The following is a 23,036-nucleotide window of genomic DNA, read 5'->3' as shown; positions in this document are numbered from 1 at the left end:
TTACTTCCAGGCTGAAGCGTTGATCCGGAGGATTATATTAAACTAAACCTTTAGCCTTCCAATCGGATTAAAAACTGCTCCAGACAGAGCGCCGCATTGGCATTGGAACGGAGCTTGCGCTTGCTCTCCGCTGCGAATTCCATGTAGGCGACCCATTGTTCTGTGCTCCGCTCGCGGGCATGTCTGGAAATAAAGTCTAACTGATCTATGAAAACGATGCTTTCGTGTCTGCGGTACAGGAAGTAGAGCATATCTTTGAACCAGAGGTGGAACATGCTGAACAGAGTATCCAAATGTTCACCGAGCCCGGTCTTGGCCAGCTTCTGCCCGGCTGTTGCCACTGCAGTGCTGCCCTTTCCCATAGACTCCTTTGCTAATTGTAACACTAGATTTCTCATTTCTGCAAACCAATTCTGTGCCAAAAGTTCCCTGCAGCCATCGAGTCCGGAAGTGAGCGAAACGGCGCACCGCGCCAGTGCCACCGGGACGCCCTCCCCTGCCAAAGCCTGGAGCATTATATCCGGATGCAGCGGGCTAAAGGGGATCCGCTGGGTTCTCGACTGAATTGTAGGCAGCAGGGAACTGCTGTTATCGGAGATTAGAATGCCCACTGCGGGCGCAGGGGGCTCCTCCAGAAATTTAAGCAGACTGTTGGCGGCCTGAACCGTCATTTTGTCCGCTCCTTCTATAATGTAAACCTTCGGGTTAACTCCTTCTGACCGGTAGGAGAACATACGCTGCAGCTCGCGGATCTGATCGATCTTAATACTCGCCCCGTCGGGTGCCAGCAGTGTCAGATCAGGATGATTCCCGTGCTCCACCTTGCGGCACTCCAGACATTCCCCGCAGGCATCATCCTTAAGCCTGGTACAGAATATGGCCTGGGCAAACATCAGGGCTGTCTTCATCTGCCCGCTGCCGGAAGGTCCGGTGAACAGATAGGCATGGCTGACGGCATCCTTGCGGAGCGCGTTCTGAAGCAGGCGCTTTGCATCCTCCTGGCCTAATATATCATGAAAAGGCATAAATTCCTCCAACTTCTTTTAAAAAGAAAGATTGATCAGCATTCCACGGATTTCGCCGACCCGTCCAAGCAGATCGATCCGGCCCTGCTCGCTCTCCAGCAGATCATCTGCCAGATTCAGCAGGGCAGCATCAATTTCCTCGAGCAGCTTGTAGCGTTTGCCGCGGCCGCGGCGGTCCCAGCCTTTTGTTTCTTTTAGAACTACACCGCGCCGTGCCGTCTCTTCCAAAAAACGTTTGACCATATTTCTATATATAGCTAGCTCACGCACCGTCATTGATTTCGCCAGCCGGTCACCCTGCTGTTGTATATCTTTGATCTGACGGTTGAGCTCATCCAGTGTCTTCTGTTCACCCTGCTGCTGAAATATATCGTTAAATGTCCTCTGCTGGACAGGCCGCCGTTCTGCATCGGCATTCGGCATTTCACTTTTTAGGGGCCTGTAGCCCGGGTTAATTTTCACAGCTATCTACCGCCCTTATTATGCTCAATAATGCTCAAAACGATCGACAGGAAGTACAAATACTGTAGCTCCGCCTACCTGGACTTCAACAGGAAGCGGCAGATAGGAATCTGTGGTTCCGCTCATCGGAGTGACCGGAGTAACGAGCTGTTCGCGCACCTTGCAGCTATTGCGGATTACGCCGAGTACCGCATCTACCTGGGAATCATCTACACCAATCAGGAATGTTGTATTTCCCGCCCGCAGAAAACCGCCGGTACTGGCCAGCTTGGTGGCGCGGAAATTGGCTTTGACGAGTTCGCTGGACAACCGGTTGCTGTCTTTATCCTGGATAATAGCAATGATTAGATTCATCTCGCATTCCTCCTAAAAGTTTGGGTTAAAAGCTTGCTTTATTGAAGTGTACCTAGAGTACTATTAGACATTTTTCTTAAAAATCCTTTAATATCCGTTCTTTCAGGGTACGGACGATGTCCTGCTCCACCATATGAATGGGACGATTGGCATCAAGCACCACTACACGCCCGGGATCAGATTCCACCACCAGCTGATAGCCTTGGCGCACCTTCTGGTGAAAAGCCAGGTTCTCCAGATCAAGGCGGTTAATTTCCCTATCCTGGTTTGCAGCAATTCTTGCCAGACCCACTTCCGGATCTACATCAAGATAGAAGGTAAGATCCGGCTTGCGGCCGCCGGTGGCAAATTCATTAATGCTCCGCACTTGCTCAATTCCCAGTCCTCTTGCATGCCCCTGATAGACGAGGCTGCTGTCGACAAAGCGGTCACAAAGTACAGTTAGGCCCTGCTGTAATGCCGGCTCAACTACCTCCGCCAGATGCTGGCTTCTTGCAGCCGCATACAGCAGCGCTTCCGTCCGCGAATCCATCGCCGTATGGGCAGGGTCAAGGATGATGGAGCGGATCTTTTCGGCAATTTCAATGCCCCCCGGTTCCCGCGTAATGATATAAGGCATGGAATGATTCTGCAGATAAGCTGCTACCCTGCCCAGCACCGTTGTTTTTCCTGCTCCATCGCCTCCCTCCAGAGTAATGAAAAAGCCTTCGCGTCCCACTTATACTTCTCCGCCCTTCTTAATGTTGTAAACTAAAATATACTGCAATGCATGATCGGCACAGGCCTGAAACTTGGCACCGCCTTGCCTGAGTGCAATCAGCCTTTCGTATACTGTTTCATTTATGACTTCACCCGGATATAAAAGCGGTATCCCTGGCGGATAAGGAATCACCATCTCCGCTGCTGTCCTCCCTATACTGTATTCGAGAGGTACACTTTCGGTTTCTGCTGCTGATACCGGCTTCAGGGAGAACCTCACCGGCTGCGAAAAATGTTGACGATTAAAAATGTTCCACGTGGAAATATTACCTGGCCGGGATAATGCTGCTGCCGGGGCGTCTGACCTGTTAGGGTCAGATGGCGATACCGTAGCTTTAGACCGATTAAGACCCATTACGGCTGTCGGAGCTTCAGCTCCGTTAGGATCAGATGGCGATACCGTTTCGGTAGCTATCCCTCTCAGCGCGCCCAGCAGCGCGGCGGACTCCTCAGCCTTCGAGCCGAGGCTGAAGGCCAGTACTACGTGCCGGTCGTCGCTCATCTCCGGCACGATGCCCTTCTCTTCGAGCCTGCGCTGCAGCTCGAAGCCCCCCAGGACCCCGGCGGCGTCATAGATGACCGCCTTGAAGGGGTCCTGGGCGGTGTACGCCGCCGTGCCGGTTGGCGGCGTGTCTTGTCCGGCGGCTGCGCCAGCGCCGCCGGGGGGCTGCTGCTGCACCGGAGGCTGCAGCAGCCCGAAGCGCGGCAGCTCCGCCAGGCCGCGCTTCAGCACGTCCACGGCGGCCAGCCCCGCCGTGAAGGCACTGGCGCGCCCGGTGTGCACCAGCCGCCGGGCCAGATCGAGCGAAGCCATCAGCGGATACGATGGGCTGGAGCTCTGAACCATGGCCAGCCGCTGCCGCAGCAGCGTGCGGTCAAGGCGAGGCCCTTGTACATGCAGCATGGCGCCCATTGTCAGCGCCGGCAGCATCTTGTGCGTGGACTGCACCACGCCGTCCGCGCCACAGGCAAGCGCCCCGGCCGGCAGCGCCGGGTGCTGCCCGTAATGCGCCCCGTGCGCCTCGTCGACCAGCAGCGGAACGCTGTGGTCATGGCAGATGCGCGCGAGGGGCGCGAGGTCCGTTCCCATGCCGTAGTAATTCGGCATGGTCACCAGCACGGCGGCGGCTTCCGGGTAGGCTGCGAGGGCAGCCTGTACCGCTTCAGCCGCCGGGGCGACCGCCAGGCCGCTGTCCGTATCCAGCTGCGGCTCCAGAAAAACAGCATTCACGCCGGCCAGCATCAGTCCGTGTATCACGGATTTATGGACATTCCGCTGAAGAATCAGCGTCATCCCCGGCTCAGGACATACGGTTAAGATAAGCGCAAGATTGCCGGCAGTACTGCCGCCAACCAGCAAAAAGCTCTCCTCCGCCCCAAAACAGTCCGCCGCCAGCTCCTGTGCTTCCTGAATAACACCCTCAGGATGATGAAGATCATCGGTCCCGGTAATCTCGGTCACATCGTACTTCATAATCTCATCCAGATATCCTGCCCCTCCGCCGGTGCTATAAGCATGTCCGTCCTTGTGGCCGGGCACATGATAAGATATATTACCCTTAAGTCTATATTGTTCCAGCATTTCATATATAGGTGCCCTGCCAGGCTCTAATTTGTCCATGTTCAATATCCTTCCTGGGGGGTTACCTCTATTTTAACGCAAATACGGCCAAACGCCTATAATACCATGCAAAAGCTTCGGCTGCACAGCAAAACGGCTCCTCCGCACCCATACAGAACGGGGAAGCCGTTATACAAATTGCCTGATATGCAGCCATTGCGACACTACTTCACCGCCCGCTCTCTTTTACGCCTTTGTTGTTGTTACTCTGTCCCGTTCAGGCGTTCTTTTGCAGTCCGATTTTCTTCATCCGGCCAATGAAAAAGCGGTACTTGATGTCTTCAGCATCGGTACGCACCATTTCGCTCTCGCAATCCTCACAAATAAAATGCGAGACAATCACAATCCCTTCCTGCTTCAGCTGCCCGCAGATAATGCAGGACTGCTCGGTTTGCTGTTCCATAACCATCCCACCTTGACTCTTTTAAGAACAGTATGTTACACCTTCTATTATTTTAAACCTTTTCATAGTTTTTTCCTATACTGCCCTGCCCGAAATATATATATTCCGCAATACGCCTAACAGTGACTGTAATACCTGAGTTTAACAAAACACCTGAATCTTCCGATATTATTAACATGAGTACTCACGAGGAGGTCTGAAATTTCGCTATGGAATCCAACACCAAAGGCGCAGCAACATTCTACCAATACAAGCTTATCAAAAAAATAAATCTGACGAACACCAAGCTGCGCATATATTATCTGCTTCCTCTGGTATTTCTGATACTGGAGAGCATATTCATATCCTGGTGGAGCTTTCTGTACATGCTGGTTGCTGCCCCTGTTATCTTGTGGATCCAGTATGTCATCTCACGCTCGGTATTGCTTATTACCGGACATCCAATCGCAAAACGCTGGAAAATCTCCCTGCGTCCGCCCTGGTTAGGTTATATGCCGGAGCAATACATCAGCTACAGCATTTACCGAAAAGTTCAGCTGCACAATTTCTGGATTGGCTTTTGTGTTGCTGCACTCTTCATAGTGTGGGTACCTGCTGCTTTCACTGCTTCTCTGGCCGTCTGCCACCTCTGGCTGCTTCTGCCCCGCTTATACGTACTGTTCATGCTGCGGGACAATGAAAAGAGCGGGATGCTTAAATTCAGCCCGGCCGACGCCTCATACTATGCACAGTGAGTCCTAGAGCCCATACATACATCACCGCAGAATTGGAGCATAATTAAAGGCCAGGACCCATTAGAAAACAATAATCGCCGTCCAGATGGACGGCGATTATCTATTTACTCTTAAGCCCTTTAATGGCTACTTTCTTTTCCTTGGGGATCATGACTATAAAGTAGCCGTCGTGCACGGTTAGATGAACGATTAATCCATCTTTTTGAAAGACTCGGGAATTCCCCGCATCCTCATCCCCTCTTTGTTCCTTCCAGCCCCAGGCTTCGATAGCCTTCAAATAAGGATCAGGCAGCCCTTCCTTCTCCCTAAGTCCGGATAAAGAATAGCGTACATAATCCATAGCAGCATTTGTGGTCGTTCGATCAGGAGAGCTTGCCTCCTTGGGAACAGGAAAGCTCTTTTCATTTAGAGCTCCTTCAAAGCTATCCCAGCTAGGCTCCTTAGACCCACAGCCGATCAGCATAACACTCAATATACAAACAAGTAGTAATATCCACATGGGCCGGTTCCGCTTCATACCTTAAAACCTCCTTACAACCACCATGCATCAAAAGACACAAGAAAATTCAAAGTTAGAATTTATCAGTAGTTCATTCGTATTAAGGACTATGCTTAATATTTGCACATTTCTATTATACTTGGATAACCCATATCGTCGGTAACAAAAATGTCACTCAATTGAAAGCGTTTTATTACAAAATTTTCTCTTCTGTACACCCTTTCAAGCCTGTAAAAAGAACAAAAAAGCCATTGTCGATTACTCAACAATGGCTTCATGTGCTTGGCGGCGTCCTACTCTCCCGGGACCCTTCGGTCCAAGTACCATCGGCGCTGGAAGGCTTAACGGTCGTGTTCGGGATGGGTACGCGTGGAACCCTTCCGCTATCGCCACCAAACATGCGTCTGTGAAACAGACGCTGCCGCTAGACATTTGGTTCATCACCCGAAGTGCGAATAAATGTCGTTGCGTTACAGGCTTAATCACCTGAAAACTGAATCCGAAACGAATCTGCGATTTATTGATTGGATAAGCCCTCGACCGATTAGTATTGGTCAGCTCCATGCATTGCTGCACTTCCACCTCCAACCTATCTACCTCGTCGTCTTCAAGGGGTCTTACTAATTGGGAAATCTCATCTTGAGGGGGGCTTCACGCTTAGATGCTTTCAGCGCTTATCCCGTCCGTACGTAGCTACCCAGCCATGCTCCTGGCGGAACAACTGGTGCACCAGCGGTACGTCCATCCCGGTCCTCTCGTACTAAGGACAGCTCCTCTCAAATTTCCTGCGCCCACGACAGATAGGGACCGAACTGTCTCACGACGTTCTGAACCCAGCTCGCGTACCGCTTTAATGGGCGAACAGCCCAACCCTTGGGACCTACTTCAGCCCCAGGATGCGATGAGCCGACATCGAGGTGCCAAACCTCCCCGTCGATGTGGACTCTTGGGGGAGATAAGCCTGTTATCCCCAGGGTAGCTTTTATCCGTTGAGCGATGGCCCTTCCATGCGGTACCACCGGATCACTAAGTCCGACTTTCGTCCCTGCTCGACTTGTAGGTCTCGCAGTCAAGCTCCCTTATGCCTTTGCACTCTTCGAATGATTTCCAACCATTCTGAGGGAACCTTTGAACGCCTCCGTTACTCTTTAGGAGGCGACCGCCCCAGTCAAACTGCCCGCCTGACACGGTCCCCGTACCCGTTTAGGGTACCAGGTTAGAACCTAGATACGATCAGGGTGGTATCCCAACGGCGCCTCCACAGAAGCTTGCGCTCCTGCTTCTACGGCTCCCACCTATCCTGTACAGATCGTACCCAAATTCAATATCAAGCTGCAGTAAAGCTCCATGGGGTCTTTCCGTCTTGTCGCGGGTAACCTGCATCTTCACAGGTATTAAAATTTCACCGGATCTCTCGTTGAGACAGCGCCCAAGTCGTTACGCCATTCGTGCGGGTCAGAATTTACCTGACAAGGAATTTCGCTACCTTAGGACCGTTATAGTTACGGCCGCCGTTTACTGGGGCTTCGGTTCATAGCTTCGGGTTACCCCTAACCACTCCCCTTAACCTTCCAGCACCGGGCAGGCGTCAGCCCGTATACTTCGCCTTGCGGCTTCGCACAGACCTGTGTTTTTGCTAAACAGTCGCTTGGGCCTTTTCACTGCGGCCCCCTCGGGCTATTCACCCTACCGAGGCACCCCTTCTCCCGAAGTTACGGGGTCATTTTGCCGAGTTCCTTAACGAGAGTTCTTCCGCGCGCCTTAGAATTCTCTTCTCGCCTACCTGTGTCGGTTTGCGGTACGGGCACCTTCTCCTGACTAGAGGCTTTTCTTGGCAGTGTGAGATCATGACCTTCGCTACTATAATTTTCGCTCCCCATCACAGCCCAGCCTTACGATGTGCGGATTTGCCTACACACCAGCCTCACTGCTTAGACGGACATCCATCAGTCCGCGTCACTACCCTCCTGCGTCACCCCATCGCTCATAACGGATTACGGTGGTACAGTAATTTCAAACTGTTGTCCTTCGACTACGCCTGTCGGCCTCGCCTTAGGTCCCGACTTACCCTGAGCGGACGAGCCTTCCTCAGGAAACCTTGGGCTTTCGGCGGATCAGATTCTCACTGATCTTTTCGTTACTCATACCGGCATTCTCACTTGTATGCTGTCCAGCGCTCCTTACGGTACACCTTCAACCTACATACAACGCTCCCCTACCCCTGATGCAAAGCATCAAGCCATAGCTTCGGTGGTGTGTTTAGCCCCGTTACATTTTCGGCGCAGAGTCACTCGACCAGTGAGCTATTACGCACTCTTTAAATGGTGGCTGCTTCTAAGCCAACATCCTGGTTGTCTGTGCAACTCCACATCCTTTCCCACTTAACACACACTTGGGGACCTTAGCTGATGGTCTGGGCTGTTTCCCTTTTGACAATGGATCTTAGCACTCACTGTCTGACTCCCGGCAAGAAGTTAATGGCATTCGGAGTTTGACTGAGCTTGGTAACCCTTGCGGGCCCCGCACCCAATCAGTGCTCTACCTCCATCACTCCATTCACCGAGGCTAGCCCTAAAGCTATTTCGGGGAGAACCAGCTATCTCCGAGTTCGATTGGAATTTCTCCGCTACCCCCACCTCATCCCCGCACTTTTCAACGTACGTGGGTTCGGGCCTCCAGTGCGTGTTACCGCACCTTCACCCTGGACAGGGGTAGATCACACGGTTTCGGGTCTACGTCCACATACTAATTCGCCCTATTCAGACTCGCTTTCGCTGCGGCTCCGGCTTCTCACCTTAACCTTGCATGTTAAACGTAACTCGCCGGTTCATTCTACAAAAGGCACGCCATCACCCATTAATAGGGCTCTGACTTTTTGTAAGCACACGGTTTCAGGTTCTATTTCACTCCCCTTCCGGGGTGCTTTTCACCTTTCCCTCACGGTACTGTTTCACTATCGGTCGCCAGGTAGTATTTAGCCTTGACAGATGGTCCTGCCGGATTCATACGGGGTTTCACGTGCCCCGCACTACTCGGGATCCGTCTCGGAGAGAACACAATTTGGGCTACAGGGCTTTTACCTCTATCGCGGGCCTTTCCAGACCTCTTCACCTACCATATTCCTTTGTAACTCCATGTGAGACGTCCCACAACCCCAGGAGGCAAGCCCCCTGGTTTAGGCTGTTCCGCGTTCGCTCGCCGCTACTGACGGAATCACTATTGTTTTCTCTTCCTCAGGGTACTTAGATGTTTCAGTTCCCCTGGTCTGCCTCTGCGCATCCTATGTATTCAGATGTGAGTAACTGCGAATTACCACAGCTGGGTTTCCCCATTCGGACACCCCCGGATCAAAGCTTGCTTACAGCTCCCCGAGGCAGTTTCGTTGTTCGCCACGTCCTTCGTCGGCTCCTGGCGCCTAGGCATCCTCCGTGTGCTCTTATTAGCTTAACCTCGATTTTTCCTTCGGAAAATATCGGACATTGAATGAATTCAAGATCTTCATTTCCTTCACAGAAAAATTCGTATCAACTAATAACTATTTCAACTTGCTTACACAAGTTTCAGCTAAAAGATGTTCTAAAACGCAAATTCGTTTCGGTATCCAGTTTTCAAGGATCAAGTTGAGAGCTTAAACTCTCAAAACTGAGCAACGAGTGAGTAACTAACCGACCGGTTAGATTTAAGATTTGAATGTCACCATTGCAGATGACGATTCTCCATAGAAAGGAGGTGATCCAGCCGCACCTTCCGATACGGCTACCTTGTTACGACTTCACCCCAATCATCTACCCCACCTTCGGCGGCTGGCTCCCTTGCGGGTTACCCCACCGACTTCGGGTGTTGTAAACTCTCGTGGTGTGACGGGCGGTGTGTACAAGACCCGGGAACGTATTCACCGCGGCATGCTGATCCGCGATTACTAGCAATTCCGACTTCATGCAGGCGAGTTGCAGCCTGCAATCCGAACTGAGACCAGCTTTGCTGGGATTGGCTCCACCTCGCGGCTTCGCTTCCCGTTGTACTGGCCATTGTAGTACGTGTGTAGCCCAGGTCATAAGGGGCATGATGATTTGACGTCATCCCCACCTTCCTCCGGTTTGTCACCGGCAGTCACTCTAGAGTGCCCAGCTCAACCTGCTGGCAACTAAAGTCAAGGGTTGCGCTCGTTGCGGGACTTAACCCAACATCTCACGACACGAGCTGACGACAACCATGCACCACCTGTCTCCTCTGTCCCGAAGGCCGCCTCTATCTCTAGAGGATTCAGAGGGATGTCAAGACCTGGTAAGGTTCTTCGCGTTGCTTCGAATTAAACCACATACTCCACTGCTTGTGCGGGTCCCCGTCAATTCCTTTGAGTTTCAGTCTTGCGACCGTACTCCCCAGGCGGAGTGCTTACTGTGTTAACTTCGGCACCAAGGGTATCGAAACCCCTAACACCTAGCACTCATCGTTTACGGCGTGGACTACCAGGGTATCTAATCCTGTTTGCTCCCCACGCTTTCGCGCCTCAGCGTCAGTTACAGCCCAGAAAGTCGCCTTCGCCACTGGTGTTCCTCCACATCTCTACGCATTTCACCGCTACACGTGGAATTCCACTTTCCTCTTCTGTACTCAAGCCACCCAGTTTCCAGTGCGACCTCAGGTTGAGCCCAAGGTTTAAACACCAGACTTAAATAGCCGCCTGCGCGCGCTTTACGCCCAATAATTCCGGACAACGCTTGCCCCCTACGTATTACCGCGGCTGCTGGCACGTAGTTAGCCGGGGCTTTCTTCTCAGGTACCGTCACTCCGGTAGCAGTTACTCTACCGGACGTTCTTCCCTGGCAACAGAGCTTTACGATCCGAAAACCTTCATCACTCACGCGGCGTTGCTCCGTCAGGCTTTCGCCCATTGCGGAAGATTCCCTACTGCTGCCTCCCGTAGGAGTCTGGGCCGTGTCTCAGTCCCAGTGTGGCCGTTCACCCTCTCAGGTCGGCTACGCATCGTCGCCTTGGTGAGCCGTTACCTCACCAACTAGCTAATGCGCCGCAGGCCCATCCCTTATCGACAGATTGCTCCGCCTTTTATCCTTCCCTCAGGCGAGGAAAGGGATTATCCGGTATTAGCTACCGTTTCCGGTAGTTATCCCAGGCTAAGGGGCAGGTTGCCTACGTGTTACTCACCCGTCCGCCGCTAAGCTTATCCCGAAGGATAAACTCCGCTCGACTTGCATGTATTAGGCACGCCGCCAGCGTTCGTCCTGAGCCAGGATCAAACTCTCCAATAAGGTTTTTCCGAGCGGTTACTCCACCCGAATCACTCCGAGGAAATAACCATCCGAAAACTATTGTCAGAGCGATTCGCTCATTTTGAAACATCTGACGAGAATGTTACATTCTCAAGATCAATTTCTAAAGCGTACAAGACGCTGCGAAAGTCATCAGTTTTGGAATCACCGAAGTGAATTCCGATACTCACTCGTTGTTCAGTTTTCAAAGATCAAGCTCGTTGTCGCCTTCGATGTTCTCGTCAGCAGCAACTCTTATACTATATCATTTCCAACCATTCAATGTCAAGCTCTTTTTTAATTTCTTTTTTCGAGCTTGGCGTCGATGCTTTTCAGCATTTCTTGGCCGGAATAAGAATATACCATGTCCAGAAATAGAATGCAAGCATTATTTTTGAAATATAAAAACAAAAAGCTGTACTCACATCCCTTTTCCTCAAAAAGAGGATCCGGTCATAAGACAGCTCTACTCCGTTATATGCATTGTGGCATAGCGTTAAGCAATAATCTCCATAATATGCAGCTCGCGCTCCACCATGAGATTAACAATCCTGCCCTCTACTTGGACCATAGGCCGTGTAGGATTGCTGCGGTCCGTGAAGATGATCTCTCCATGGCGTCCGTCACTCAGCTTGATTCTGGTTCCGTTATATAGATCTGTTGTTTTCTGAATGAAGGTCTGAACAATAACCGGATCCAGCTTGCCAAAACTCTCAGCCAGAATCTGTTCAAGTACCAGATAAGGCGACTGTGCCTTTCTATAAGCCTTTCTCAGCGTCATTGCGTGGAAGATATCTGCTACAGCCACAATTTTGGCGTAGAAATGAATCTGGGTCCCTTCCAGACGCAGCGGATAACCTGACCCGTCTATTTTTTCATGGTGCTGAAGTGCAGCAAGCCGGACACCTTCATTGATTGCCGTAACATTACGCAGCAGCTGGTAGCCGTAGGTTGTATGTCTGCGCACTTCTTCTAGTTCAGCTCCTGTCAGCGGCGTCGGCTTCTGGAGCAATGAGGCATCAACCTTCGCATTTCCGATATCATGCAGCAAGCCGGCAAAAGCAGCCTGCATCCAATCCTTTTGCGGATAGCCGCACCATTGGGCAATTTTATATGAGGTTAAGGCTGACAGTACAGCGTTATGATAATTATAATCCTCCTCATGAATGACACGCGGAGAAAATTTTAAAACATGATAGTCCTTGAGCTCATTGATCAATGCCTCCAATTGACTGCGTATCTCCAGGATCGGCAGCGGGGCAGCAGCCACAGAACGGTAAAATTGCTTAACCAGGGCCAGCATTTTGTCGTATTCGTCATGCAGCGAAGAATGGCTCTTGGCAAGCAGTGACTCATCCACCGTTGCTCCTGCTTTAACAGGTGTAGCTTTGGCTGCCGTTTTGGCCGGCTCAGGAGCTTTATTCTCACTCTGTGTACCCTCAATTTCCACGTATTGCACTAGAAATGCCTGCAGTATCTCGATATCACGCGGCAGGATTACTTTCCCTTTAGTAAAAAGCAGCCCTCCCAATGGAGTGTTGACATCTTTAATAATTTTCGAACCCGGTTTTACTTCTGCCACGGATATACTTGGCATACACTCAGCCCCTCTGTTTCTGTAAAACTTGCCTACTGTTTAATCCTCTAATTATATTATGGATATTTGGAAGCGACTAGATAGCGTGCAGCCAATTCCGTAAAATTAATTAAAAAAAGCACAGGTTTCTATAATCAGAAACCCGTGCTCCTTGTAAAAGGTTCTATTCCAGACTATCTTCTTCACCCTCAGCGTCCGCCAAAGGCTCTGATTCAGTCACTCCCTCTTCATCCACTGCCAGTGCGCCTTGTCCTTCTTCCCCATCCTCATGACCAGGAAGCTCGTCTTCTTCTTTATCCGCTCTGCACAGCGTAGCTACAGCATCATCCTCACGGATGTTAATCAGTTTAACACCCTGCGCATAACGGCCCATTGTCGAGATTCCATCCATGCTGGTACGGATCAGTGTTCCGCTGGTTGTGATAATCATCAGGTCCTCATCACTCTTAACAACCTTCAGACCCACTACCAGACCGTTTTTGTCAGTAAGGTTAATCGTCTTGATCCCCTTACCTCCGCGGGTCTGGGAACGGTAATCGCCAGCAGGCGTCCGTTTGCCGTAGCCTTTGGCTGTTACGATCAGGACCTCGAGATCCTTATCTACGCAGTCCATTCCAATGACATGGTCATCTTCATCAAGGGTGATCCCCTTAACGCCGGTTGCACTGCGTCCCATAGAACGGACATCATTCTCAGAGAAGGTAATGGACATTCCGCGAGCCGTACCGATAATCAGATTCTGCTCACCGTCGGTCAGCTTCACCTCGATCAGGGAGTCCTCTTCACGAAGGTTGATTGCGATGAGACCGCCTTTACGGATATTGTTGTAATCCTCAAGCGGTGTCTTCTTCACAATACCTTCGCGGGTAGCAAAGAACAGATACTTATCGCTGTCTGTCTCCTGCACTTGAATTACAGCGCTGATCTTCTCACCCTGTTCAATTTGAATCAGGTTGATGATCGGCGTTCCACGCGCTGTGCGCCCAAGCTCTGGGATCTCATAGGCTTTGATCCGGTATACCTTACCCTTATCGGTAAAGAACATCAGATAGTTATGGGAGTTGCTCACGAAGAGATGCTCCACAAAATCCTCATCCTTGGTATCCATTCCGATTACACCGCGTCCGCCCCGCTTCTGGCTGCGGTACGTGCTGACCGGCAGACGTTTAATGTAGCCGGTGTGTGTAATCGTAATAACGACCTCTTCACGCGGAATCAGATCCTCATCCAGAATACTTTCTTCACCCACCGTAATTTCAGTCCGGCGTTCGTCGGAATATTTATCGCGGATTTCCTGCAGCTCGTTACTGATAATCTCCAGGACAAGATGCTCGTTAGCCAGAATTTCCTTGTACTCGGCAATTTTGGCTACCAGCTCGTTATATTCGTTCTCGATCTTCTCCCGTTCCAGTCCGGTCAGACGCTGCATCCGCATATCGAGGATAGCCTGTGCCTGCTCGACGCTGAGATTAAATCTTTCCATTAAGCCTTCGCGGGCAATATCCGTTGTGCGTGAACCTCTGATTAGCGCAATAATCTCATCCAGATTATCAAGCGCTATACGAAGACCTTCCAGAATATGTGCACGGGCCTCAGCCTTCTTCAGATCAAAGATCGTCCGGCGGCGGATAACTTCAATCTGGTGCTGCAGATAGTGATACAGCACATCACGGAGATTGAGAATTTTAGGCTCGTTGTTCACAATCGCCAGCATATTAATGCCGAAGGTCGACTGCATAGCTGTATGCTTATACAGATTGTTAAGCACAACGTTAGGATTAACGTCGCGGCGCATCTCGATAACAACACGCATACCGGTACGGTCTGACTCATCACGCAGATCCGTAATGCCTTCGATCCGCTTCTCACGGACCAGCTCGGCAATTTTCTCTACCAGTCTGGCTTTGTTAACCTGGTAAGGAAGCTCATGCACAATGATCCGGGCCTTACCGTTATTTTCTTCAATAGTCGCCTTGGCGCGCATCGTAACAGAACCGCGTCCGGTGCGGTAGGCCTGGCGGATACCCTCACGGCCCAGGATATACCCGGCTGTCGGGAAGTCAGGACCCTGAATATATTCCATAAGCTCCATTGGGGTAATATCCGGATTCTTGATCATGGCCTGTACGCCGTCAATGACCTCGCCCAGATTATGCGGTGGAATATTGGTGGCCATACCTACTGCGATCCCTGATACCCCGTTAACGAGCAGATTCGGATAACGGGCAGGCAGAACTACAGGCTCATGCTCTTCACCGTCATAGTTAGGTGCAAAATCAACCGTTTCTTTGTTAAGGTCCCGCAGCATTTCGCCTGCAATTTTGGATAGACGTGCTTCTGTATAACGCATTGCCGCAGCCATGTCACCATCAATGGAACCGAAGTTCCCGTGGCCGTCTATAAGCATATAACGCATAGAGAAATCCTGAGCCATACGTACCATGGTCTCATATACGGCAGAGTCACCGTGCGGATGATACTTACCGATAACCTCGCCGACGATTCTCGCTGACTTCTTATGAGGTTTATCCGGAGACATTCCGAGTTCTGACATTGCAAACAGAATGCGCCGGTGAACAGGCTTGAGTCCGTCCCGCACATCCGGCAAAGCCCGGCTGACAATGATGCTCATCGCATAATCCATAAAGGATTCGCGCATTTCCTCGCCAATGTCCCGGTCTTTGATTTGCGGGTTATTTTGTTCAGCCATGAGTTGCTGGACCTCCTTCAGTTAAAAACCGCTACCCTTAATTATATTACTTTCACAAAAACAGCACAATTAAACAGGGTAGCCTTATATCTGCTATTATTCATTTCTTTTAGCACCGGCTAGGGTAAATGCCCTTTCCGCCAATGCCTCCAGTACATAGACTATACAGACAAGTGGAACGGGTTTATGACCCTATTTTAAGGCCATACAGGTATAGCCCCATATCCTAATATTATAACATTATTTAGTTAACTTGTCCTGACAATTAAGAGCGCAATCTGCAATTAAGAAATAGGCCGGGAGGAAAATAATGAGGATTCAACGCGTGTCCAGCAAATGGGCCAAAACCAGAGTCATCCTGCAAAACCGCCAGCTGGCGATCTTTATTCCGGAAACGCGAAGATACAGTCTGGACCATTTGACCGAACTGCTTGATGTCTACGGCACTGTATATATTAAGCCTGACCGGGGTACTTACGGTATTGGGGTAATGCGGGCTGAACGGCGTATCGTACATTTAAGTCCGGGCGGGCAGACAAGGGACCGGGAGCCAGCAGGTGAAGAAGAAGATGATGAGCCTGTACCGCAGGAGCAGGTTATGTACGTACTGCGCTATGCAAAAGATGCCGAGGTATATAACTCAGCCGCCGAGCTCCATAATGCCATTCTCCCCAAGCTGAAGGAGCGCCCTTATCTGGTGCAGCAGGGCATTGATCTGCTTAAGTATCATGAACGGCCGTTTGATCTTCGTGTGCTTACGCAAAAAACACCTTCAGGCGGCTGGGAAACAACCGGTATGCTCGGAAGAGTAGCAGCACCGCAGAAAGTAGTTACCAATTATCATAACGGCGGCAGTATTTTTTCAGTTGATGCTTTGTTTAAAGAGCATATGAGTCCGGGAGAGACAGCCGGCATGATTCAGCAGCTGAAGTCACTGGGAGTCAGAATCGGGAATCAGCTTGAAACCGCATATCCGGGGCTGAAGGAAATCGGGCTTGATGTCGCACTTGATCAGCATCATGATCCGTGGCTGCTGGAGGTAAATACGCTCCCCGCCATTATGGTGTTCAAAACATTCCCCGACAAATCGATATACCGCAAAATCCGCCGTTATGCCATAGCTTATGGACGCCTGAAGAAACCCCGGTCTGCAGCCTCTGCCCGCAAAAAGCTTGTTGCCAGACCGTAAAGCCTAAAGATAACAAGTGAAAAAGAACCTCCGGCCCGCTATTCAATCTGAATAGAGAGGTTGGAGGTTCTTGTCATAGTAAAAATATTAAACGTCCAGGTTACGGACAGACTGCGCATGTTCCTGGATAAACTCACGGCGCGGTTCTACGTTATCGCCCATCAGCGTATCAAAGATACCGTCAGCCAGTATGGCATCTTCAATGGTCACCTGAAGCATAGTACGGCTCTCAGGATCCATTGTCGTATCCCACAGCTGCTCCGCATTCATCTCTCCAAGTCCTTTGTAACGCTGAACATTGACTTTCACATTTTCGCCGAAGCCGGCAATGATCTCATCACGTTCCTTCTCGGACTGCGCATAGCGGATTACCTTGTTACGCTCAATCTTGAAGAGCGGCGGCTGGGCAATATAGATAAAGCCTGCCTCGATTATCTTCCGCATGTAACGGTAGAAGAAGGTCAGCAGCAAGGTACGGATATGGGCTCCGTCGACATCGGCATCGGTCATGATGACGATTTTGTGGTAGCGCGCTTTGGATATATCAAAGTCATCGCTGATTCCTGTACCCAGTGCCGTAATAATCGCCCGGATTTCAGCATTGGACAGAATGCGGTCAAGCCGCGCCTTCTCAACGTTCAGAATCTTCCCGCGCAGCGGCAGGATCGCCTGGAAATGACGGTCGCGTCCCTGCTTGGCAGATCCGCCGGCAGAATCCCCTTCGACGATATACAGCTCACTGATTGAGGCATCCTTGGACGAGCAGTCAGCCAGCTTACCCGGAAGGGCGCTGACTTCAAGCGCGCTCTTACGGCGTGTCAGCTCACGTGCTTTGCGGGCTGCCTCACGGGCACGGGATGCCTGCAGCGACTTCTCCAGCACGCGCCGGGAAACCGCCGGGTTCTCCTCCAGGAATTCCTGCAGCTTTTCGCCGAACAGCGATTCTACTACGCCGCGGACTTCACTGTTCCCGAGCTTTGTTTTTGTCTGTCCCTCAAACTGCGGTTCAGGAATCTTGACGGAGATAATTGCCGTCAGTCCTTCACGAACATCGTCACCGGTCAGATTGCCGCTGCTGTCCTTGATAACGCCGGTTTTGCGGGCATAATCGTTAATAATACGGGTGAGGGCACTCTTGAAGCCTGATTCATGCGTTCCGCCCTCATGCGTATTAATATTATTGGCAAAAGAGTAGATGTTCTCTGTATAGGAATCGTTATATTGCAGGGCTACCTCAACAGCAATCATATCCCGTGAACCTTCCACGTAGATCGGCTCTTCGTGCAGCGCTTCTTTTTTCTCATTCAGGTATTTCACATATTCAACAATACCGCCGTCATATTTGAATGTATTGCTGGTTCCCGTGCGCTCATCCAGCAGCGAGAGCTCAATGCCCTTATTCAGGAAGGCAAGCTCACGGATACGGGTCAGCAGGGTTGTATATTCATAAACCGTTGTCTCGGTAAAGATCTCCGGGTCCGGAAGAAAGGTTGTGGTTGTCCCGGTTTCATCGGAATCCCCGATGATCTTGATATCGTACTGCGGAACGCCGCGTCTGTACTCCTGCCGGTAGGCATGGCCGTCACGCTTGACGGTAACCTCCACCCGCTCGGACAACGCATTTACAACAGAAATCCCCACGCCGTGCAGACCGCCGGATACCTTGTATCCCCCGCCGCCGAACTTACCACCGGCATGCAGAACCGTCATTACAACCTCAAGCGTGGATTTCTTCAGCTTCACATTCTCGCCGACAGGAATACCCCGCCCGTTATCAATTACGGTAATACTGTTATTTTCATGAATAATCACTTGAATCCGGTCGCAAAAACCTGCCAGCGCCTCATCGATACTATTATCGACAACCTCCCAGACCAAATGATGCAGACCTTTGGCGCTGGTAGAGCCGATATACATGCCGGGACGCTTGCGAACGGCTTCCAGCCCTTCAAGCACCTGAATCTGGCTCTCATCATATGTCGGTTGATTCATTGACATGCCTTCACCTACTTCTTTCAGATTATCTCTTGAAATCTCAACGATTTATATTTCAAACAAGATTTTGGCTCTTTTTTTGAGAGTGGAGGAGGATATGGGGGAGTAGTAGACCGTATTTTTAGTGACGACGATAGATTTTGCTTCCTCTTCACCGATCCGCTCCAGCTTCTTGTCCTGGCCGGAATGAAGGATGAACTGTTTCGACACCTTAGAGGATTTCTCAATCGATATATCAAATATAGCTATCAGCTCTGAGGATCTTATAACCTTCTCCCCGCCCAAATGAATATACATGCTCTGCCTCCGCTCTTTAATTCTCCACTTTTCCATCATGAACATGGTATAGGCTTGCGCCTTTCAGCTTATCCGTATTCAGAGTCTCCACCCCGGTAGCAGTAATGAAGGTCTGTACCTTGCTCTGGAAGGTCTCTATAAGCTGGGTCTGACGATAGGGATCAAGTTCGGACAAAACATCATCAAGAAGCAGCACAGGATACTCTCCGATCTCCTCATGGATCAGTTCAATTTCCGCCAGCTTGAGCGATAAAGCTGCCGTACGCTGCTGTCCCTGGGAGCCGTAGACCTGAGCTTCTCTTCCGTTGATAAAAAAGGACAGGTCATCCCTATGGGGACCCGTCAGCGTCATGCCGCGCCTAATTTCCTGTTCTCTCGTTTGTGATAACTTTAACATAAATTTGTCCAATAAGACAGCTTCATCTTCCTCTTCACGCTCTCCAAAGGATGGAACATACTGCAGTTTAAGCTCTTCCCCGCCGTTCGTAATGCCCCGGTGAATGCTTTCTGCCCATATCTGCAGCTTCTTTATGAATTGTTTCCTTTTTTTGACGATTTTAACACCATGCTCTATAAGTTGGGCATCCCATATTTCCAGCAGCTCCTTGCCGGCAGCCTCTTTGCCCCAGAGCTGTTTCAGCAAATTCCCCCGCTGAAGCAGCACCTTCTGATACTGCTGTAAGTGAAAAAGGTAGCTGGGCTGCACCTGGCCGATCTCCATATCGAGAAAACGGCGGCGTATACCCGGCGTACCTTTAACAATCTCCAGATCCTCCGGAGCAAACATGACTACATTCAGCGAACCGACAAATTCGCTTAGCCGGCGCTGTTCCAGTCCGTTTATTTTGGCCTTCTTTCCCCCTGCGGACAAGGTCAGCTCCAGCTTGAGATCCCCGTATTTGCGCTCAACTTCAGCAACAATCTGTGCGGAGCCTGCCGGAGCATCAAAAGAAATCAGCTCCTTGTCCTTGGAGGTGCGGTGGCTTTTGGTCATGGCCAGTACAAACAGAGCCTCCATGAGGTTGGTTTTGCCCTGGGCATTCCGGCCGAGAATCAGGTTGACATCGCCCAGGCTTTCCAGACGCAGCAGTTCATAGTTGCGATAATGCTGCAGACCGATATTTTTAACAAACACGAAGCTAGGCCTCCCCGAAGTACTACTCTTGTATTCCGCCGCTTTCAACCTCGAAAACGCCGTTATCCTGAACCTCTATTCTATCACCAGGGTAGAGCTTTCTTCCACGCCGTTCTTCCACTTCACCGTTAACAAGCACATGCCCCTCCTGCAGCAGAGCCTTGGCCATTCCCCCTGTGGATACACAATCGGAGAGCTTCAAAAACTGGTCGAGCTTAATATATCCACTGTGGATAAGTATTTTTTTCATGATTTTTATCCTTTCCACCACTTATCCACAGGTCCGTGAACAGCGGCATTTAGTTAGTTGTGCGGTAAGGCAGGATAACATACAGGCTGCGGCTTTCGTCAAGCGGACGCAGAATAATAGGGCTCATCATACCGGTAAAAGCAATTACCAGCTGCTCGCTTTCGACAACCTTCAGCACATCCAGCATATATTTCGAGTTAAAGGAGATTTTGAGCGGCTCGCCTTTGAAATCAATCACTTCCAGCTCTTCCCGGACTTTACCTAGCTCTGAGGAGCTGGAGGAAATTTCAACGTCACCGTTATCCAGCGTCTGCATGCGGACAATATTCGTTTTTTCTTCACGGGACAGCAAATAAGCACGGTCGATCGATTCGCTTAACTTTTTTGTATCTAAAGTCAGTTCTGTTTTGTAGGCTGTGGGAATAATTCTAGAAGTATCCGGATAAATGCCGTCCAGGATGCGGGAATAAAACAGGACTTTATCAATTTTGAACAGGACCTGGTTATCGGCCACGACAATATCCACCAGCATGTTCTGGTCCGGAATGATTTTGCTAAGCTCGTTTAGCGTTTTACCGGCAATGACCACATTGGAGAACTGGACATTTTCGGTGCCTTCCAGATGTGCAGCTCTTGTCGCCAGGCGGTGGCGGTCGGTTGCTGTAAATTTGAATTCATTATCGGCCAAGTTCCACAGGATACCGGTAAGAATCGGTGTTGTTTCCTGAGTGGAAATGGAAAAAGCGGTCTGCTTGATCATGTTCTTGAGCAGGTCGCCAGGCAGGGAGATCGTTTCGTTCTCCTCAATGCTAGGCAGAACCGGGAATTCTTCCGGATCAAGACCAACGATCTGAATCTCGGTGGAACCGGAGGAGATATAAGTCTGGAAGCCTTCCTTCACTTCCATGTGGATTTCTTTGGAGGGCAGCTTTTTGATAATTTCGACAAAAAACTTCGCTGGAAGCACCACGCTCCCCGGCTGCTCTACCTTAACGATCGTATGGCTGTCGTTTTCTGCGGGAATAAAGGATTGAATGGAGATATCCGTATCGCTTGCAGTAAGTGTGACACCCTGATGGCTAACCTCAAATTTAATACCGGTGAGGATCGGAATGGTTGTTCTGCTGGAAATCGCCTTGGATACATGTCCGATGGATTCATTGAGCTCATTTTTAAGAATGCTTATTTTCATGATTTCACTCCTAGCTGGAAAGTTGGGATTTTGAGCTTTGTTTAGCTTCTTTTACAGCTGCTCTTAGAAGATTAATTATTATAGATCTTTAATAGTATTAGTAGTAGGGGCTCCGTTTATGTGGATAAGTCTCCAAAACAGCATAAAATTAAGCCTACCCACATGTGTATAGATTGTGTATAGGCTCTTGATTCCTCTTAGGAAGGATTTTTAATTTTCTCTGCTAGATTATTTACCACTTTGTACAACTCCTGATCGACCTTTAATGACTGTGTAATCTTCTCATGAGCATGAATGACGGTGGTATGGTCGCGCCCTCCGAAGGCTTCTCCGATCTTGGGCAGCGAGTAGTCCGTCAGCTCGCGGGACAGATACATAGCGATTTGCCGCGGAAAAGCGACAGCTTTGGTGCGTTTGCGCGCTTTGAAATCCTCCATGCGCAAATTGTAGTATTCCCCGACCTTTTGCTGAATATCTCCGATGGTGATCATTTTGGGGCGGCTCGACGGGATAATATCCTTCAGCGCTTCAGCTGCCAGATGAGTCGTGACATCCTGATTGGTCAAAGACGAGTAGGCAACAACCCGGATTAGCGCACCTTCAAGCTCACGGATGTTCGTATCGATCTGGTTGGCGATATACATCATAGCCTCATTGGGAATGTCGAGGTTCTCCGCCTTGGCCTTTTTGCGCAGGATGGCGATCCGGGTCTCCAGATCCGGTGGCTGAATGTCAGTAATCAGTCCCCATTCAAACCTGGAACGCAGCCGTTCTTCCAGCGTCGGAATCTCCTTAGGCGGACGGTCACTGGAGATGATAATCTGCTTGCGCTCTTCGTGCAGGGCATTAAACGTATGGAAAAATTCCTCCTGCGTCGATTCTTTGCCGGCCAGGAATTGAATGTCGTCAATCAGCAGAATATCAACGTTGCGGTATTTGTTGCGGAAGCTTTCACCGCGGTTATCACGGATGGAATTGATGAATTCATTCGTGAACTTCTCTGAAGAGATGTAAATAACCTTATTGTTGGGGTTATGCTCCAGCACATAGTGCCCGATGGCATGCATTAAGTGGGTCTTACCGAGACCTACCCCGCCATACAGGAACAGGGGATTGTAAGCTTTGGCAGGCGCTTCGGCTACAGCCAGCGAGGCTGCGTGTGCAAAACGGTTGCCGGAACCGATTACGAACGTGTCGAACGTATATTTCGGATTGAGCAGATGAGTCTGCGCTTCTTCACGCGATACTGCCGGCGAAGGCGCGGTCTGTTGAACTACAGGCTCTGCAGGCTTGTTCTCCTCAATGACAAATTTGACCTCTACCTGTTGTCCTGTAACTTCATAAACTGTAGCTCCTACCAGCTTGGTATAACGACTTTCCAGCCATTCTACGGCAAAAGTTGTAGGCGCCGAGATGATCATGGCCTGCGAACTGAACGAGATTGCCTTCGTCGCTTTAAACCATGTATCAAAGCTCGGTTTGCTTAGTTTAGTTTGAATAATCGATAATATTTGCTGCCATAATTCAGAAGTATGGCTGTCCAC

General features: G+C 50.3%; 17 protein-coding genes and 3 rRNA genes. 2 read left to right on the top strand and 18 right to left on the bottom strand.

Going from position 1 to position 23,036, the window contains the following annotated elements; genetic code table 11:
* Positions 1-50 precede the first annotated feature (50 nt).
* The 6 genes from holB to AC4G46_RS00075 all read right to left on the bottom strand — a co-directional run bounded on the left by holB (position 51) and on the right by AC4G46_RS00075 (position 4,624).
* The gene (gene holB, locus AC4G46_RS00100; RefSeq protein ID WP_491126190.1) at positions 51-1,025 is read right to left on the bottom strand and encodes a DNA polymerase III subunit delta'; all 975 of its coding nucleotides are present in this window, start codon (positions 1,023-1,025) and stop codon (positions 51-53) included.
* A gap of 18 nt (positions 1,026-1,043) precedes the next feature.
* On the bottom strand, positions 1,044-1,487 hold the full coding sequence (locus tag AC4G46_RS00095) for a YaaR family protein (protein WP_491126189.1): 444 nt from the start codon (positions 1,485-1,487) through the stop codon (positions 1,044-1,046).
* Between the two features lie 24 nt (positions 1,488-1,511).
* Positions 1,512-1,841 (bottom strand): cyclic di-AMP receptor DarA, encoded by a 330-nt coding sequence (darA, locus tag AC4G46_RS00090; protein WP_042171809.1) that lies wholly within the window; start codon positions 1,839-1,841, stop codon positions 1,512-1,514.
* Positions 1,842-1,917: 76 nt separating this feature from the next.
* On the bottom strand, positions 1,918-2,559 hold the full coding sequence (gene tmk / locus AC4G46_RS00085) for a dTMP kinase (RefSeq protein ID WP_491126188.1): 642 nt from the start codon (positions 2,557-2,559) through the stop codon (positions 1,918-1,920).
* Entirely contained in the window at positions 2,560-4,221 is a 1,662-nt protein-coding gene (locus AC4G46_RS00080) for an aminotransferase class I/II-fold pyridoxal phosphate-dependent enzyme (RefSeq protein WP_491126187.1), read from the bottom strand.
* Positions 4,222-4,438: 217 nt separating this feature from the next.
* The gene (locus tag AC4G46_RS00075; RefSeq protein ID WP_068728868.1) at positions 4,439-4,624 is read right to left on the bottom strand and encodes a sigma factor G inhibitor Gin; all 186 of its coding nucleotides are present in this window, start codon (positions 4,622-4,624) and stop codon (positions 4,439-4,441) included.
* Positions 4,625-4,833: 209 nt separating this feature from the next.
* On the opposite strand from AC4G46_RS00075, the gene AC4G46_RS00070 reads away from it, so the two are divergent.
* Positions 4,834-5,358 carry a hypothetical protein gene (locus AC4G46_RS00070; protein WP_491126186.1) on the top strand — a complete coding sequence of 175 codons (525 nt, stop codon included), beginning with the start codon at positions 4,834-4,836 and terminating at the stop codon, positions 5,356-5,358.
* A 100-nt stretch (positions 5,359-5,458) separates the two neighbouring features.
* Here AC4G46_RS00070 and AC4G46_RS00065 read toward each other — a convergent pair whose 3' ends face one another.
* From AC4G46_RS00065 to gyrA, 6 genes are all read right to left on the bottom strand, one after another.
* A complete protein-coding gene (locus AC4G46_RS00065) occupies positions 5,459-5,875 on the bottom strand; it encodes a hypothetical protein (RefSeq protein ID WP_491126185.1) in 417 nt (138 codons plus the stop codon).
* Positions 5,876-6,137: 262 nt separating this feature from the next.
* Positions 6,138-6,254 (bottom strand): 5S ribosomal RNA (gene rrf, locus AC4G46_RS00060).
* A gap of 127 nt (positions 6,255-6,381) precedes the next feature.
* Positions 6,382-9,307: ribosomal RNA gene (locus AC4G46_RS00055) — 23S ribosomal RNA — on the bottom strand.
* 272 nt (positions 9,308-9,579) lie between these two features.
* Positions 9,580-11,127: ribosomal RNA gene (locus AC4G46_RS00050) — 16S ribosomal RNA — on the bottom strand.
* The 16S, 23S and 5S rRNA genes sit together here, the layout of an rRNA operon.
* A gap of 496 nt (positions 11,128-11,623) precedes the next feature.
* Positions 11,624-12,724 (bottom strand): HD-GYP domain-containing protein, encoded by a 1,101-nt coding sequence (locus tag AC4G46_RS00045; protein ID WP_491126184.1) that lies wholly within the window; start codon positions 12,722-12,724, stop codon positions 11,624-11,626.
* 163 nt (positions 12,725-12,887) lie between these two features.
* Entirely contained in the window at positions 12,888-15,434 is a 2,547-nt protein-coding gene (gene gyrA, locus AC4G46_RS00040; protein WP_491126183.1) for a DNA gyrase subunit A, read from the bottom strand.
* A 310-nt stretch (positions 15,435-15,744) separates the two neighbouring features.
* Here gyrA and AC4G46_RS00035 point away from each other — a divergent pair, with 310 nt between their 5' ends.
* Positions 15,745-16,623, top strand: coding sequence for a YheC/YheD family protein (locus AC4G46_RS00035; RefSeq protein WP_491126182.1), 879 nt, complete (start codon positions 15,745-15,747; stop codon positions 16,621-16,623).
* An 87-nt stretch (positions 16,624-16,710) separates the two neighbouring features.
* Here the strand turns inward: AC4G46_RS00035 and gyrB are convergent, their stop codons facing one another.
* From gyrB to dnaA, 6 genes are all read right to left on the bottom strand, one after another.
* A complete protein-coding gene (gene gyrB / locus AC4G46_RS00030) occupies positions 16,711-18,621 on the bottom strand; it encodes a DNA topoisomerase (ATP-hydrolyzing) subunit B (protein ID WP_491126181.1) in 1,911 nt (636 codons plus the stop codon).
* A 45-nt stretch (positions 18,622-18,666) separates the two neighbouring features.
* Positions 18,667-18,915 carry an extracellular matrix regulator RemB gene (remB, locus tag AC4G46_RS00025; RefSeq protein WP_068729588.1) on the bottom strand — a complete coding sequence of 83 codons (249 nt, stop codon included), beginning with the start codon at positions 18,913-18,915 and terminating at the stop codon, positions 18,667-18,669.
* 16 nt (positions 18,916-18,931) lie between these two features.
* Positions 18,932-20,050, bottom strand: a complete 1,119-nt coding sequence (gene recF / locus AC4G46_RS00020; protein WP_491126180.1) for a DNA replication/repair protein RecF — start codon at positions 20,048-20,050, stop codon at positions 18,932-18,934.
* Positions 20,051-20,072: 22 nt separating this feature from the next.
* A complete protein-coding gene (yaaA, locus tag AC4G46_RS00015) occupies positions 20,073-20,300 on the bottom strand; it encodes a S4 domain-containing protein YaaA (protein ID WP_491126179.1) in 228 nt (75 codons plus the stop codon).
* 49 nt (positions 20,301-20,349) lie between these two features.
* Positions 20,350-21,492 carry a DNA polymerase III subunit beta gene (gene dnaN, locus AC4G46_RS00010; RefSeq protein ID WP_491126178.1) on the bottom strand — a complete coding sequence of 381 codons (1,143 nt, stop codon included), beginning with the start codon at positions 21,490-21,492 and terminating at the stop codon, positions 20,350-20,352.
* 197 nt (positions 21,493-21,689) lie between these two features.
* Positions 21,690-23,036 carry a chromosomal replication initiator protein DnaA gene (gene dnaA, locus AC4G46_RS00005; protein WP_491126177.1) on the bottom strand — a complete coding sequence of 449 codons (1,347 nt, stop codon included), beginning with the start codon at positions 23,034-23,036 and terminating at the stop codon, positions 21,690-21,692.

The organism is Paenibacillus sp. fava2 (assembly GCF_058313675.1).
The sequence above is the reverse complement of the archived record's forward strand: the minus strand, read 5'-3'. Positions and strand labels throughout refer to the sequence as shown.